The sequence below is a fragment of the Streptomyces sp. NPDC054796 genome (assembly GCF_053611545.1).
In genome coordinates, this window is record NZ_JBSHAO010000037.1 from 30,009 (window position 1) to 44,050 (window position 14,042).

The 14,042-nt window shown below is 71.0% G+C and carries 17 protein-coding genes; 4 read left to right on the forward strand and 13 right to left on the reverse strand.

What is annotated here, in order from left to right; genetic code table 11:
• Positions 1 to 119 precede the first annotated feature (119 nt).
• The 4 genes from rdgB to ACWGJ2_RS26950 all read right to left on the reverse strand — a co-directional run bounded on the left by rdgB (position 120) and on the right by ACWGJ2_RS26950 (position 2,424).
• Positions 120 to 758, reverse strand: a complete 639-nt coding sequence (gene rdgB / locus ACWGJ2_RS26935; RefSeq protein ID WP_453348817.1) for an RdgB/HAM1 family non-canonical purine NTP pyrophosphatase — start codon at positions 756 to 758, stop codon at positions 120 to 122.
• Positions 759 to 876: 118 nt separating this feature from the next.
• On the reverse strand, positions 877 to 1,206 hold the full coding sequence (locus ACWGJ2_RS26940) for a hypothetical protein (protein WP_453348869.1): 330 nt from the start codon (positions 1,204 to 1,206) through the stop codon (positions 877 to 879).
• A 173-nt stretch (positions 1,207 to 1,379) separates the two neighbouring features.
• Entirely contained in the window at positions 1,380 to 2,105 is a 726-nt protein-coding gene (rph, locus tag ACWGJ2_RS26945; RefSeq protein WP_453348818.1) for a ribonuclease PH, read from the reverse strand.
• Between the two features lie 85 nt (positions 2,106 to 2,190).
• Positions 2,191 to 2,424 carry a glucose PTS transporter subunit EIIB gene (locus tag ACWGJ2_RS26950; protein WP_453348819.1) on the reverse strand — a complete coding sequence of 78 codons (234 nt, stop codon included), beginning with the start codon at positions 2,422 to 2,424 and terminating at the stop codon, positions 2,191 to 2,193.
• Between the two features lie 436 nt (positions 2,425 to 2,860).
• Between ACWGJ2_RS26950 and ACWGJ2_RS26955 the strand changes: the two genes are divergently transcribed.
• Positions 2,861 to 4,120: a PTS transporter subunit EIIC gene (locus ACWGJ2_RS26955; RefSeq protein ID WP_453348820.1), complete on the forward strand. Its 1,260-nt coding sequence runs from the start codon at positions 2,861 to 2,863 to the stop codon at positions 4,118 to 4,120.
• A 125-nt stretch (positions 4,121 to 4,245) separates the two neighbouring features.
• On the opposite strand, the gene ACWGJ2_RS26960 is transcribed toward ACWGJ2_RS26955, so the two are convergent.
• Positions 4,246 to 5,007: an MBL fold metallo-hydrolase gene (locus ACWGJ2_RS26960; protein ID WP_453348821.1), complete on the reverse strand. Its 762-nt coding sequence runs from the start codon at positions 5,005 to 5,007 to the stop codon at positions 4,246 to 4,248.
• A gap of 259 nt (positions 5,008 to 5,266) precedes the next feature.
• Between ACWGJ2_RS26960 and ACWGJ2_RS26965 the strand changes: the two genes are divergently transcribed.
• Positions 5,267 to 5,755 (forward strand): type II toxin-antitoxin system PemK/MazF family toxin, encoded by a 489-nt coding sequence (locus ACWGJ2_RS26965; RefSeq protein ID WP_453348822.1) that lies wholly within the window; start codon positions 5,267 to 5,269, stop codon positions 5,753 to 5,755.
• 154 nt (positions 5,756 to 5,909) lie between these two features.
• Here the strand turns inward: ACWGJ2_RS26965 and ACWGJ2_RS26970 are convergent, their stop codons facing one another.
• From ACWGJ2_RS26970 to clpS, 7 genes are all read right to left on the reverse strand, one after another.
• Positions 5,910 to 6,860: a PLP-dependent cysteine synthase family protein gene (locus ACWGJ2_RS26970; protein WP_453348823.1), complete on the reverse strand. Its 951-nt coding sequence runs from the start codon at positions 6,858 to 6,860 to the stop codon at positions 5,910 to 5,912.
• Positions 6,860 to 7,138 (reverse strand): MoaD/ThiS family protein, encoded by a 279-nt coding sequence (locus ACWGJ2_RS26975; RefSeq protein WP_453348824.1) that lies wholly within the window; start codon positions 7,136 to 7,138, stop codon positions 6,860 to 6,862. The genes ACWGJ2_RS26970 and ACWGJ2_RS26975 overlap by 1 nt, the downstream gene beginning before the upstream one ends.
• Before the next feature lie 134 nt (positions 7,139 to 7,272).
• Positions 7,273 to 7,398: a putative leader peptide gene (locus ACWGJ2_RS26980; RefSeq protein ID WP_453348825.1), complete on the reverse strand. Its 126-nt coding sequence runs from the start codon at positions 7,396 to 7,398 to the stop codon at positions 7,273 to 7,275.
• A gap of 98 nt (positions 7,399 to 7,496) precedes the next feature.
• Positions 7,497 to 7,922 carry a Mov34/MPN/PAD-1 family protein gene (locus ACWGJ2_RS26985; RefSeq protein ID WP_453348826.1) on the reverse strand — a complete coding sequence of 142 codons (426 nt, stop codon included), beginning with the start codon at positions 7,920 to 7,922 and terminating at the stop codon, positions 7,497 to 7,499.
• Positions 7,923 to 8,067: 145 nt separating this feature from the next.
• Positions 8,068 to 9,573 (reverse strand): amino acid permease, encoded by a 1,506-nt coding sequence (locus ACWGJ2_RS26990; RefSeq protein ID WP_453348827.1) that lies wholly within the window; start codon positions 9,571 to 9,573, stop codon positions 8,068 to 8,070.
• 285 nt (positions 9,574 to 9,858) lie between these two features.
• Positions 9,859 to 10,470 carry a DUF2017 domain-containing protein gene (locus ACWGJ2_RS26995; protein ID WP_453348828.1) on the reverse strand — a complete coding sequence of 204 codons (612 nt, stop codon included), beginning with the start codon at positions 10,468 to 10,470 and terminating at the stop codon, positions 9,859 to 9,861.
• Positions 10,470 to 10,781, reverse strand: coding sequence for an ATP-dependent Clp protease adapter ClpS (clpS, locus tag ACWGJ2_RS27000; RefSeq protein WP_453348829.1), 312 nt, complete (start codon positions 10,779 to 10,781; stop codon positions 10,470 to 10,472). The genes ACWGJ2_RS26995 and clpS overlap by 1 nt, the downstream gene beginning before the upstream one ends.
• A gap of 132 nt (positions 10,782 to 10,913) precedes the next feature.
• On the opposite strand from clpS, the gene ACWGJ2_RS27005 reads away from it, so the two are divergent.
• Positions 10,914 to 12,242 (forward strand): nicotinate phosphoribosyltransferase, encoded by a 1,329-nt coding sequence (locus tag ACWGJ2_RS27005; RefSeq protein ID WP_453348830.1) that lies wholly within the window; start codon positions 10,914 to 10,916, stop codon positions 12,240 to 12,242.
• Between the two features lie 142 nt (positions 12,243 to 12,384).
• On the forward strand, positions 12,385 to 12,972 hold the full coding sequence (locus ACWGJ2_RS27010; RefSeq protein ID WP_453348831.1) for an isochorismatase family protein: 588 nt from the start codon (positions 12,385 to 12,387) through the stop codon (positions 12,970 to 12,972).
• A gap of 709 nt (positions 12,973 to 13,681) precedes the next feature.
• Here ACWGJ2_RS27010 and ACWGJ2_RS27015 read toward each other — a convergent pair.
• Positions 13,682 to 13,936 (reverse strand): hypothetical protein, encoded by a 255-nt coding sequence (locus ACWGJ2_RS27015; RefSeq protein WP_453348870.1) that lies wholly within the window; start codon positions 13,934 to 13,936, stop codon positions 13,682 to 13,684.
• Between the last annotated feature and the right edge of the window lie 106 nt (positions 13,937 to 14,042).

Here is a 14,042-nt window from a genome sequence, read left to right on the forward strand (position 1 = left end):
CTTCCCCTTGCTGTCCCGGGGGTGCGTTTTTTGGTCGGGTTGGTCGGGGTATCTAGCCCCCCGGGGCTCTGTGTTTTGGGGTGCGGCACCTGATCAGGTGCCGCACCCTTCCACATGGTTCACCCCAAAAGCTCCCGCACCAGCGGCACCAGCGCCCGGAACGCCTTGCCGCGGTGGCTGATCGCGTTCTTCTCGGCCGCCGTCATCTCGGAGCAGGTGCGGGTCTCGCCGTCCGGCTGGAGGATCGGGTCGTAGCCGAAGCCGCCGTCGCCCGCGGGGGCGTGCCGGAGGGTGCCGCGGAGCTGGCCTTCGACGACGCGTTCGGTGCCGTCGGGGAGGGCGAGGGCCGCCGCGCAGGCGAAGTGGGCGGCGCGGTGGGCGGCGTCGATGTCGGAGAGCTGGGCGAGGAGCAGGTCCAGGTTGGCCTGGTCGTCGCCGTGCCTGCCCGCCCAGCGCGCGGAGAAGATCCCGGGGGCGCCGCCCAGGACGTCGACGCAGAGGCCCGAGTCGTCGGCGACGGCGGGCAGGCCGGTGGCGCGGGCGAGGGCGTGGGCCTTCAGCAGGGCGTTCTCGGCGAAGGTGACGCCGGTTTCCTTGACGTCGGGGACTTCGGGGTAGGCGTCGGCGCCGACCAGTTCGAGGTCGAGGCCCGCGTCGGTGAGGATCGCCTGGAGTTCGGTGACCTTGTGGGCGTTGCGGGTCGCGAGGACGAGGCGGCGCTCGGGGGTCGTGGCCTGGGCGGGGGTGGGGCTGCTCATGGGCCCGATTATCCAGGGGGCCCGGGTCTGGCCGGGCGCCCCCTCCCAGGGGCGCGGCGGGGGCGCCCCGCCGCGTCGGCCCCTGCCCGGTGACGCCGAGCCCGTCGGCCTGGGGCCGTCAGCCCGAGGTGCAGACCTTGGTCAGTTCGTCCGCCGCGTCGCCGACCGGCTTCACGTCCGGGGTGCGGCCCTCGTCGACGGCCTTGTCCGCGTCCTTGACGGCCGTCTGGAGGTCGTCCACGGCCTTGTTGACGTCTGCGTCCCCGGTGCTGTCACCGATCTTGTCGAGGTTCTTGTCTATGCGGTCCAGGGACTCCTGGGCCTGCTCCGGGTTCTCTCCCGCGTCCGAGACGGCCTGCTGGAGGTCGTTGGCCGCCTCGGCGACGGTGGCGGCCGTCTGGGCGCAGTCCAGGGCCTTCTCCACGGCCCCGCATCCCGTCAGCGCCATGGTGGCGAGGGCGGCGGTGCTGACGGCGGTGGCGGTGAGCGCGAGGTGACGGCGCACTACGGGTCCTCTCCCCTGTGGTTGGACGGACCGTACGGCATGACCCGTACGGCCCGTACCCGTAGAGACGCGTAAAGCACGGGCAAAGTTTCCCGGCGCGGGCTCTTTCTTCCGGGTCAGCTCGCGAGGGACTGCCGCTGGGCGCCGTCGAGCTGGGCGCAGCCCTTGACCGCGAGGTCGAGGAGGCCGTCGAGTTCGGCGCGGTCGAAGGGCTGGCCCTCAGCGGTGCCCTGGACCTCGACGAAGCGGCCGTCGCCGGTGCAGACGACGTTCATGTCGGTCTCGGCGCGGACGTCCTCCTCGTAGCAGAGGTCGAGGAGCGGTTCGCCGCCGACGATGCCGACGCTGACGGCGGAGACGGTGCCGGTCAGCGGCTGGGCCTTGGCCTTGACGAGCTTCTTCTCCTGGGCCCAGGAGACGGCGTCGGCGAGGGCGACGTAGGCGCCGGTGATGGCGGCGGTGCGGGTGCCGCCGTCGGCCTGGAGGACGTCGCAGTCGAGGACGACGGTGTTCTCGCCGAGGGCCTTGAAGTCGATGACGGCGCGGAGGGAGCGGCCGATGAGGCGGGAGATCTCGTGGGTGCGTCCGCCGATCTTGCCGCGGACGGATTCGCGGTCGCCTCGGGTGTTGGTGGCGCGGGGCAGCATCGCGTACTCGCCGGTGACCCAGCCCTCGCCGGTGCCCTTGCGCCAGCGCGGGACGCCCTCGGTGACGCTGGCGTTGCACAGGACCCGGGTGTCGCCGAAGGAGACGAGGACGGAGCCCTCGGCGTGCTTGCTCCAGCCGCGTTCGATGGTGATGGGGCGCAACTGGTCGGCCGTGCGGCCGTCGATACGTGACATGGGGGCGAGCCTAGCTCTTACAGCGGTAAGGCCCGTTCCGGGGAACGGGCCTTCGCTGTGCGAGGGCGGCCTGGCCCTCACTCGCTCACATCATGTCTTCGATCTCGCTCGCGATCGGGTCGGCGTCGGTGCCGATGACGACCTGGATGGCGGTGCCCATCTTGACGACGCCGTGCGCGCCTGCGGCCTTGAGGGCGGCCTCGTCGACGAGGGCGGCGTCCTCGACCTCGGTGCGCAGGCGGGTGATGCAGCCCTCGATCTCCACGATGTTGTCGAGTCCGCCGAGTCCGGCGACGATCTTCTCAGCCTTGCTGGCCATGTCTCTCTCCTGATGTCTCGGCCACGTCGAACCTGTGGACCGGTGCTCTCGGCGCGTCGGCCGTTCGACTCGTGGTCACGCGCCGGATCATCGACCGGCACCATGGTGCGGTCCGCCTGGCGTCCGCCTGTCGGCGGTGTTGCGTTGGTGCGAACTGCGGAATTAGAGGTCTACACCAGTATGACAGGCTACTCGGGGTCCCTGGGAGCGGGCTTTCAGCGCCTCGCCGGGCGTGGCGCGGGAGAACGTGTGAGGAACGCGAGAGGTTTGTGGAACAGAAGATTCCTTCAGGGCCCGACCTCATGCTAAGAATGGTCTAAACCACTGGGAACCGGTGTCGTGGCCCGCGGGCCATTCGGGGACGTTGCCGTTGTTACCCGCGCGCACCGTGCGATCCCTGTCTTCGGCGAGTGCTCGCCCCCCATGGAGGAAGTAGATGTCCACGGCTACAGCGCCTGAGAAGCGCCGGGGCGCCGGTGCGATGGCCACCGCACAGCGCATCGGCCGCAGCCTCATGCTCCCGATCGCCACCCTGCCCGCCGCCGCGCTGATGGTACGGCTCGGTCAGGACGACATGCTCGGCCGCGCGAACTTCCCGGCGTTCCTGAACCGGATCGCCGAGTTCCTGGCCGCGGGCGGCAGCGCGCTGCTCGACAACATGCCGCTGCTGTTCGCCGTCGGTATCGCCGTCGGCTTCGCGAAGAAGTCGGACGGTTCGACGGGCCTGGCGGCCGTCGTCGGCTACCTGGTCTTCAAGAACGTGCTGGAGGTCTTCACCGACGGCAGCATGCCCAAGATCGAGGAGGTCCAGGACGGGAAGATCGTCCAGGTCGCGCCCCCGGTCGACGCGGGCGTACTCGGCGGCGTGGTCATCGGCATCGTGGTGGCCCTGCTCTACCAGCGTTACCACCGCAAGAAGCTGCCCGACTGGCTCGGCTTCTTCGGCGGGCGCCGTCTCGTCCCGATCCTCTCCGCCTTCGCCGGTCTGATCATCGGTGTCGTCTTCGGCTACATCTGGCCCGTCCTGGGCACAGGTCTGCACAACTTCGGTGAGTGGCTGGTCGGTTCCGGTTCGGTCGGGGCCGGTATCTACGGTGTCGCCAACCGCGCGCTCATCCCTGTCGGCATGCACCACCTGCTGAACTCCTTCCCCTGGTTCCAGGCGGGCTCCTACGAGGGCAAGCACGGCGACATCGCGCGCTTCCTGGCCGGGGACCCGACGGCGGGCCAGTTCATGACGGGCTTCTTCCCGATCATGATGTTCGCCCTGCCCGCCGCGTGCCTCGCGATCTACCACTGCGCGCGTCCCGAGCGCCGCAAGGTCGTCGGCGGCATGATGCTCTCCCTCGCGCTCACCGCGTTCGTCACCGGCGTGACCGAGCCGATCGAGTTCACCTTCATGTTCCTGGCCCCGGCGCTGTACGCGGTGCACGCCGTGCTGACGGGTGTCTCCATGGCACTGACCTGGGCGCTGGGGATGAAGGACGGCTTCGGCTTCTCGGCGGGCGCGATCGACTTCGTGCTGAACCTGGGCATCGCGACGAAGCCGTGGCTGCTGGTGCTGGTGGGCCTGTGCTTCGCGGTGGTCTACTACTTCGTCTTCCGCTTCGCGATCACCAAGTTCAACATCCCCACCCCGGGCCGGGAGTCCGAGGAGGAGGCCGAGACCCAGGAGAAGGAGCAGTTCAAGTCCTGATCCCGGATGCGGGCGGGGCGCGTGCCCCGCTCCCCCGTACATGACGGAGCGCCCCGGACACCTGGTGTCCGGGGCGCTCCGTCGTCTACGGGGAGGGCCGAAGGCGGCTCGTGCGGCGACGGCCGCTACACCGTGTAGACCGCGCCGGGCCGCGCCAGTTCCACGGGCCCGTCGAAGGACGCCTTCGCGTCCCGCAGGTTGAGCTGCGCGTCCGTCCACGGCGGCACATGGGTGAGCACCAGCCGGCCCGCGCCCGCGCCCTTCGCGCACTCGCCCGCCTCCCAGCCGTTGAGGTGCAGCTCCGGGATGTCCTCCTTGCCCTGCGTGAAGGACGCCTCGCACAGGAACAGGTCGGCGCCGCGCGCCACTTCGCCCAGCACCCCGCACGGCCCCGTGTCGCCCGAGTAGACGAGCGTCCTGCCGCTCTCCCTGTGCTCGACGCGGAACGCGTACGCCTCCACCGGGTGGGCGACCTTCTCCGTGCGGACCGAGAAGGGGCCCAGTTCGAAGCTCATGCCGGAGCCCAGGGTGCGGAAGTCGAAGACCTCGCTCATCGCCGTCTCGGAGGGGGTGTCCCCGTAGGCCGTCGTCAGCCGCTCCTCGGTGCCCTCCGGGCCGTAGACCGGTATCGCGGGGCACCGGCCGCCCTCGTGGCGGTAGTAGCGCGCGACGAAGTACGCGCACATGTCGATGCAGTGGTCCGAGTGGAGATGGCTGAGCGCGATGGCGTCGAGGTCGTAGAGACCGCAGTGACGTTGCAGCTCGCCCAGGGCGCCGTTGCCCATGTCGAGCAGCAACCGGTAGCCGTCGGCCTCGACGAGGTAGCTCGAACAGGCCGAGTCCGCGGACGGGAACGACCCGGAGCAGCCGACGACGGTGAGCTTCATGGAGCGGGAACCTCCGTTGGCGGCCGGTGGGGGTCCCCATGCCGAGGGCGAGGGGAGGGGGATTTCCGAGCGTAAGCCGCGCGGCTCCCGCTGACTCCTCCGGAGGGCTGTGGTGTGGGCGGAATCACCAGGGCGGGGTACCGTCGTCACTCCGTAGATCTTGGCCGCGGCGCCCGGGCCGAACGGGCGTACGGGGCCGTTGCGTACAGCCGTACGACGCGGTGCGGCGTACGGTCCCGCGGGACGAGGGAGGCACGGCATGCACACCGCGTGGTGGCTCGCCCTGGGGGCCGTGGTGGCGCTCGCCCTGGTAGCGGCCTTCGTCGACGGCCGCGGCAGGCTCGGCCCGCGGCGTTCGCGGCGTTCGGCCGTTCGTGGCGAGGGTCCCGGCGCGGCGCCCGCTTCCCGCGCGGGCACGCGCCCGCTCGCGCCCGACGAGGGCCCGCGTCCGGGTGAGATCTGGCGGGCCCGGGTGCCGTGGGGCGACGGGCCGGGGAGCGACCGCCCTTGCCTGGTGCTGACGGTACGGACGGAGGGCGCCCGCGTGGCGCGGATCACGACGCGCCGCCGCTACGGTGACCTGCCGGGGGCGCTGCCCCTGCCGCCGGGTTCCGTGGGCGACGCGCGGGGCAGGCCCAGCTATCTGCGCACCGACGCGCTGCGCGAGGTTCCGCTGCGCGCCTTCCAGCGCCGGGTGGGCGAGGTGGATCCGCTGCTGTGGGACCGGGTGCGGCACCTCGCGGAGTGACCGGGGTGGCCTGGGGTGACCGGCCGCGTCACCTCACGGCGCCGGGCCCGTGCCCCCCGTACCCCGGCCGCCGCTTCACCCGTGACCCGTTCCGTTACCCGTCACTCGTCCGGCCCAGCCCTCTCGGGAAACGCTCAGGCCCCCTCAGAGCCGCTCAGGCCCAGAGCTGGCCCTGGAGCGCCTCGACCGCTGCCTCGGTGGACTCGGCGGTGTAGATGCCCGTCGAGAGGTACTTCCAGCCGCCGTCCGCGACGATGAAGACGATGTCCGCGCTCTCCCCGGCCTTCAGCGCCTTGCGCCCCACGCCGATGGCCGCGTGCAGCGCGGCGCCCGTGGAGACCCCGGCGAAGATGCCCTCCTGGGCGAGGAGTTCGCGGGTACGGGTGACGGCGTCGGCGGAGCCGACCGAGAAGCGGGTCGTCAGCACCGACTCGTCGTACAGCTCGGGGATGAAGCCCTCGTCGAGGTTGCGCAGCCCGTAGACGAGGTCGTCGTAGCGCGGTTCGGCGGCGACGATCTGGATGCCGGGGCGCTCCTCGCGCAGATAGCGGCCCGCGCCCATGAGGGTGCCCGTGGTGCCGAGGCCCGCCACGAAGTGGGTGACGGAGGGGAGGTCCGCGAGGATCTCGGGGCCTGTGGTGGCGTAGTGGGCGCCCGCGTTGTCGGGGTTGCCGTACTGGTAGAGCATCACCCAGTCGGGGTGCTCAGCGGCCTTCTCCTTGGCGACGCGCACGGCCGTGTTGGAGCCGCCGGCCGCCGGGGAGGAGATGATCTCGGCGCCCCACATGGCGAGGAGCTGACGCCGCTCCTCGCTGGTGTTCTCCGGCATGACGCACACGATGCGGTAGCCCTTGAGCCTGGCCGCCATGGCGAGCGAGATGCCGGTGTTCCCCGAGGTGGGCTCCAGGATGGTGCAGCCGGGGGTGAGCCGTCCGTCCTTCTCGGCCTGCTCGATCATGTGCAGGGCCGGACGGTCCTTGACCGAGCCCGTCGGGTTGCGGTCCTCCAGCTTCGCCCAGATGCGGACGTCCTCGGAGGGGGACAGGCGGGGGAGCCTGACCAGGGGGGTGTTGCCGACGGCGGCCAGCGGTGAGTCGTAGCGCATCAGCGCGCGCCGCCCGCGACGGCCGGGAGGATGGTGACGCTGTCGCCGTCGCCGAGCTTGGTGGAGATGCCGTCGAGGAAGCGGACGTCCTCGTCGTTGAGGTAGACGTTCACGAAGCGGCGCAGCTCGCCGCCGTCGACGAGGCGGTCCTGGATGCCCGCGTGGCGGCTCTCAAGGTCCTGGAACAGCTCACCGATGGTGGTGCCCTCACCGGTGACGGTCTTCTCGCCGTCGGTGTAGGTGCGGAGGATGGTCGGGATGCGGACCTCGATGGCCATGGGTGTGCTCCTGTGGGAGTGGGAGTGGTGCGTGGTTCCTGCTTACCTGCGTGCGCACGGCCCGTGTACCCAGGTGTCGCGCGCAGGCACGGCGGCGCCCGGCGGGTGGGAGCCCGACGGGCGGGGCCCGGCGGTCAGCGGGGCGCGGCGGCGGCGCGCCGACAGATGGCGCTCGCGAGGCGGCAGAGATCGACGTGCAAACGCCCCACGAGCAGCATGCCCGGGGTCTTGAGAGAAGCGTTCACGTCGTGGACAACCATGGGCTCATCGTAACGATTCCCGGAGCCGGAATCGGATGTGTGTTTCATGATGCGGACCGATCCGTCTCAGATCGGCTCCTTGCTCGGGTTACTCGGGCTCAGTACGACTCGACGACCTCGACGTCCTCCTCCGTGACCTCGCCGTCCACGATGCGGAAGGAGCGGAAGGAGAAGGGGCCCTCGTCGTTGCCGCACTCGGCGGTGGAGACGAGGACGTAGTGGGCGCCGGGCTCGTTCGCGTAGGTGATGTCCGTGCGCGAGGGGTACGCCTCGGTCGCGGTGTGCGAGTGGTAGATGACGACGGGTTCCTCGTCGCGGTCGTCCATCTCGCGGTAGAGCTTGAGGAGGTCGCCCGAGTCGAACTCGTAGAAGGTGGGCGAGCGTGCCGCGTTGAGCATCGGGATGAAGCGCTCGGGGCGGCCCTCCCCGACGGGCCCGGCGATGACCCCGCACGCCTCGTCCGGGTGGTCGGCGCGGGCGTGGGCGACGATCTTGTCCTGAAGCTCCTGGGTGATGGTCAGCATGGTCGCCAGGATATGCGTGACGTGCGTGAGGGCCGGACCGTACCCCCGAGCGGTACGGTCCGGCCCTCACGGTCCTGGCGGCGCGGCGGCCCGGCGGCCCGGTCGGGGCCGTCGGCCTCCCGCTCTCAGGCGGTCAGGCGGGCGGTCAGCCCTCGTTCGCCGTCTCGGGCGTGAGCCGCTTGGGCGCCTCCGCCTTGTGGCCGTTCGCGGCGCGGTACGCGGCGGCGGTGTGCCGGGCGTAGAAGAACCAGCCGGCGCCGAGCACGACGGCCCAGCCAGCGCCCACGTACAGCGAGATCCGCGCGGTCGGGTCGAGCGCGACGATCACGAGGACCATCGTGAGGAAGAGCAGCGCGACCCAGCTGAAGACGCTGCCGCCGGGCGCCGGGAAGGACGAGCTGGGCAGCCGCCCCTTGACGACGGCGCTGCGGTAGCGGAGGTGGCTGATGAGGATCATCATCCAGGTCCAGATGCCGCAGGCGGTGGCGACGGAGGTGACGTACGCGAACGCCTTCTCCGGGACGAGGTAGTTGAGCACCACGCCGATGCCCATCAGGATCACCGAGACGGTGATGCCCATGGCGGGGCTCTGGCGGACGTTCAGCTTGGAGAAGACCTTCGGCGCCTCGGCGTTCTCGGCGAGGTCGCGCAGCATGCGCCCGGTGGAGTACATGCCGGAGTTGCACGACGAGAGCGCGGCGGTGAGCACGACGAAGTTGACGATGCCCGCGCCGAGCGGGATGCCGATCTTGGCGAAGGCGGCCACGAAGGGGCTGACTCCGTCGGAGAACTCGGTCCACTTGACCACGGACAGGATGACGATCAGCGAGCCCACGTAGAAGATGATGATGCGCCAGGGCAGGGTGTTGATCGCCTTGGGCAGCGTCTTCTCGGGGTCCTCGCTCTCGCCCGCGGTGATGCCGACCAGCTCGACGGCGATGTAGGCGAACATGACGCCCTGGAGCGTCATGAGGCTGGAGCCGATACCGGTCGGGAAGAAGCCCTCGTGCGCCCAGAGGTTGCTGACGGCCGCGGTGTCACCGGCCTGCGAGAAGCCGAGGGTGAGCACGCCGAGACCGATGACGATCATGCCGATGATCGCGGTGACCTTGATCATCGAGAACCAGAACTCGACCTCGCCGAACACCTTCACCGAGATCAGGTTGACCCCGAAGAGGAGGACCAGGAAGACCAGCGCGCTGACCCACTGGGGGATTTCGGGGAACCAGAAGTGGATGTAGATGGCCGCCGCTGTCAGCTCGGCCATGCCGGTCACGACCCACAGGAGCCAGTACGTCCAGCCCGTCACGAAGCCGAAGAACGGCCCGAGGAACTCGCGCGCGTACTCGGCGAAACTGCCGGAGACCGGCCGGTACATCAGAAGCTCGCCGAGAGCCCGCATGATGAAGAAGATGACGACGCCCGCGAGCGCGTACATCAGGATGATGCTGGGACCGGCCTTGGCGATGTTCGCTCCGGCGCCCATGAAGAGGCCGACGCCGATCGCACCGCCGATCGCGATCATCTGAACCTGACGGCTGCCCAGCCCTCGCTGGTAGCCCTCATCGGAAGGCGCGGCGACCCCGCCGCTCCCGCCGCCTGCTGCGGAGCCGGCTTCGCCCGTGCTGTCCGCGACCCGCTCAGAGGTCATTGTTGTCCTGCGCCTTTCTCCATACCGACCCGGAACGTCCGGATCGGGTCCCGATCCCCCCGGATGGAGTACGTGCTTGCCGACGGTCGGCCGGAACAGCGCTGACGCGCGCGACAGGGGTGGCGTCGAACGCGGCAGATCGTGCAGGTGTACCACGAGGTGAGACGCGGGAAGGTGGCCGGGATCACAGGCAAAAGGGACACGGGAGGAGATCCCCTGCGTATCGCGGGGTCCCGTAATCCGTTCGTTAGTCGGCCTTTACTATCCGTTTAACGGACGGTGCGGTCACGACAGGAGCGTCTCCACAAGTGTCTCCTGAAGCCCGCCGAGCCACAGATACGCCATGACCATCGGCTTGCGGGGGTCCGAGTCCGGCAGCGTGTAGAGCGCGCTCCCGTCGTCCTCGTCGGTGACCTCCAGGCGGGTGCCGATGGCCAGCCGCAGATCGTTGAGGGCGCCGAGCCACTGCCGCGAGTCGGCGGCGGAGAGGCGCAGCACGGCACCCTCATCCCCCACGGGCATGACCGCGTCCAGCGCGCGCACGACCGCGAGGCCGTCCTCGCGCTTGCGGGCCCGCAGATCGTTCTCCGTGAAGCGCCGGAACTCGGCCGAGGCACTGCGGGCCTCCTCGTCGTCCTCGTCGGGCTTGGCGTCCGGGCCCGCGCCGTAGGCGTCGGGGAAGAGCCGGGCCAGCGCCGGGTCCGAGGGCGGCTCGGAGGGGCCGTCGACGAAGAGGGCCGCGAGCGGGTCCTCCTCGGCGCCGCCGCCGGCGGGGCCCTCGCCGGGGCCGATCAGCTCCATGAGCTGGACGACGAGGCTGCGCAGGATCGAGATCTCGACCTCGTCCAGTGCGATGGCGGCGCCGCCGTCCCCGGTCGGCTCGAAGGTGCCCGCCATCAGCGGTCCTGCTGGAGGGTGGCCCACAGGCCGTAGCCGTGCATCGCCTGCACGTCGCGTTCCATCTCCTCGCGACTGCCGGTGGAGACGACCGCGCGGCCCTTGTGGTGGACGTCCATCATCAGCTTCTTGGCCTTCTCCTTGGGATAGCCGAAGTAGCTCTGGAACACATAGGCCACATAGCTCATGAGGTTGACCGGGTCGTTGTGCACGACCGTCGCCCAGGGGACGTCCGGCTCGGGGACCTCCAGAGGGGCCTCGGCCGATTCGGGGCGTTCGATCTCCGTGGGGGCGACACTCACAGGTCCCATGCTGCCACTCGCGGGGCCCATTGGCCCAAACGGCTCCTGGACAGGGGCGTACGCAGCGCGTGGCACGGGGCGCGCGGGCCGTCGCGCGGCGCATATCGTCAAGTTGACGAGATTCGGGGTACCCTCGCACGTATGAACACAGCGGACAGCGGACTGCCGGTGACCGTGCCCTCGACGGCGCTCTTCACCGACCAGTACGAGCTCACGATGCTCCAGGCGGCGCTGCGGTCGGGGACCGCCGAGCGGCGTTCGGTCTTCGAGGTCTTCACCCGCAGACTCCCCGAGGGCCGCCGCTACGGCGTCGTCGGCGGCACCGGACGCGTGCTGGACGCGGTCGAGAACTTCCGCTTCGAGGAACGGGAGTTGGACTTCCTGCGCGAGCGGAACATCGTCGACGGGCCGACCCTGGAGTGGCTCGCCGACTACCGCTTCCGTGGCGATATCCGCGGCTACCCCGAGGGCGAGGTCTACTTCCCCGGCTCCCCCGTGATGCGCGTCGAGGGCAGCTTCGCCGAGTGCGTGCTGCTGGAGACGGTGATCCTCTCGATCCTCAACCACGACTCGGCCGTCGCCGCCGCGGCCTCGCGCATGGCCGTCGCCGCCGGGGACCGGCCGCTGATGGAGATGGGCGCCCGGCGCACCCACGAACTGGCCGCCGTCGCCGCCTCGCGCGCCGCGTACGTCGGCGGCTTCTCCACCACCTCCGACCTGGCGGCGGGCTTCCGCTACGGCATCCCGACCGTCGGCACCAGCGCCCACGCCTTCACCCTGCTGCACGACCGCGAGCGCGACGCTTTCGTCGCGCAGGTCGACTCGCTGGGCAGCGGCACCACGCTGCTCGTGGACACCTACGACGTGACCGAGGCCGTCCGCAGCGCCGTCGAGGTCGCGGGCACGGAGCTGGGCGCCGTGCGCATCGACTCGGGCGACCTGCTGCTGATCGCCCACCGGGTGCGGCAGCAGCTCGACGAACTCGGCGCGAAGCAGACGAAGATCGTGGTCACCAGCGACCTCGACGAGTACGCCATCGCCTCCCTCGCCGCCGCGCCCGTCGACGCGTACGGGGTGGGCACCCAGCTCGTCACCGGCAGCGGCCACCCCACCTGCTCGATGGTCTACAAGCTCGTCGCGCGCGCCGGATCCGACGAACCCGGCGCGCCCCTGCACCCCGTCGCCAAGAAGTCCATGGGCGGCAAGTCCACGGTGGGCGGCGCGAAGTGGGCCGCGCGGCCCGTCGACGCGGACGGCGTGGCCGAGGCGGAGGTCGTGGGCACCGGGCCCGTGCCCGACGAACTGTCCGGGCGGCTGTTGCAGACGGAGCTGGTGCGGGGCGGCGATGTCGTGGCCCGCGAGCCCCTGGACGCGGCACGCGACCGGCACCGCGCCGCGCTGTCCCGGCTGCCCATGTCGGCGCGCCAGCTCTCGCGGGGCGAGCCGGTGCTGCCGACGGAGCATGTGTGAGGGCGGCGCGCGGGCGGAGGGGGCGGGGCCGGGGGAGCGAGCGCGAAGTGCCCACTCCCCTTAACCCGGTTGAGTCTCTAGTCTCGGTTTCAAGGACCGACCGCCCCGTAACCGCCGGCAACCCGGCCGAAAGGTGTGCTCCATGCACCGGGCACTGATCGTCGTCGACGTGCAGAACGACTTCTGCGAGGGCGGCAGCCTCGCGGTCGCGGGAGGCGCCGACGTCGCCGCCGCCATCACCGAGCTGGTGGGCGCCGCCACGGCGGGCTACCGGCACGTGGTGGCCACCCGTGACCACCACATCTCGCCGGGTGACCACTTCTCGGACCAGCCGGACTACGTCCATTCGTGGCCGCCGCACTGCGTGGCGGGCACGGAGGGGATCGGCTTCCACCCGAACTTCGCCCCCGTCGTCGCGGCAGGGGCCATCGACGCCGTGTTCGACAAGGGCGCCTACTCGGCCGCGTACAGCGGGTTCGAGGGCGCGGACGAGAACGGTACGTCGCTGGCCGACTGGCTGCGGGCGCGCGAGGTGCGGGAGGTGGACGTGGTCGGGATCGCCACGGACCACTGCGTGCGGGCCACGGCGCTGGACGCGGTGCGGGAGGGGTTCCGCACCCAGGTCCTGCTCGACCTCACGGCGGGCGTCGCCGAAGCCACCACCCAGCAGGCGCTGGACCAGCTCCGCACGGCGGGCGTCGAACTCACCGGCAAGCCGGTGCGTGCGTAGTCTTTCGGGCGGGGGTTGCCGCTTCACGGGGGTGTTGCGCGGGACGGTTGGCCGGTGTGGTGGGTGCCGTAGGGTCCCGCGCTGATTTTTGTGCCGCTGCACGTGGCGCGGGGCCCCTTCGCGGGGGCGGTTCGCCGTGTCCGGCTGCCTGCCGGTGGCTACGGCGCGGCGTGGGGTTGCGGTACGACGCGGCTGGCGCCGCGTGGTTCTTGGCTTGCGCCGGTGGTCGTGTGGGATTGCTGTGTGGGTGGGGTCGGCGCCGCGCCGGGGTGTCTCCTCGGCGTGAAGGTCTCGTTGTCGGCTTTCCGCCGGTCTTCGTCTCGACCTGCGGGGACACCCCACCACGTCCCCTCCCACCCGGTGGCCGACAGCACGCCGTGGCCGGTCCGGCTTGTTCCCATGCTGTGTGCCGGTGCCGCGCGGGAGGGGCCCAGCCCCTACCACGGGACGCTGACGGCGACGGCTCGCCGTTGTTGTGGGCAATCGTCCCGCATGGCGAGGGGGCACCTCCCAGCGGTAGCTGGGGGAGGGTGGGCACAACCCGTGCCACCGGGCCGCAGCACGCGGACGAAACCCCAAAGGGGCGCCGGGGGTGGGCGCCCCCTGTGAGGAGAGGCGCACCCCGTGTGGGCTTCACCCCGCACCCCGTGAAGGGGCGCGGACCGGTGAAGGGGCAACCCTGCGTTTCAATCCTTACCCCGTGGAGGGGTTACGCGCGGAGGAGGGAGGCTATGGGGTGCCAGGATTCGCGGTCGTCGTCGGGCGTGGTGCGCCAGACGAGGCCCTCCGGGTGGTGGAGGACCGCCGTGATCTCGTCGGCCGTGGGCGGGTCCGCGTTGCCGTTGAGATAGACGGCGCGCAGCCCGAGGTTCCGGAGCCTGGTCAGGGCCCTGGACCGGTTCAGAGCGTGGACGAGGACGCGGACGCGCGGCTCGTCACCACCGCCCGCGCTCGCCGCACGCACCGTGTGCGCCTCGTCAGCGTGCGCGGACCAGCGCCGCCGCACGGGCCTCTCGCGCCGCTCGGGCGCCACCGCAGGGACCTGGTCAGGGCCCCTGGCCGCCCTCGGG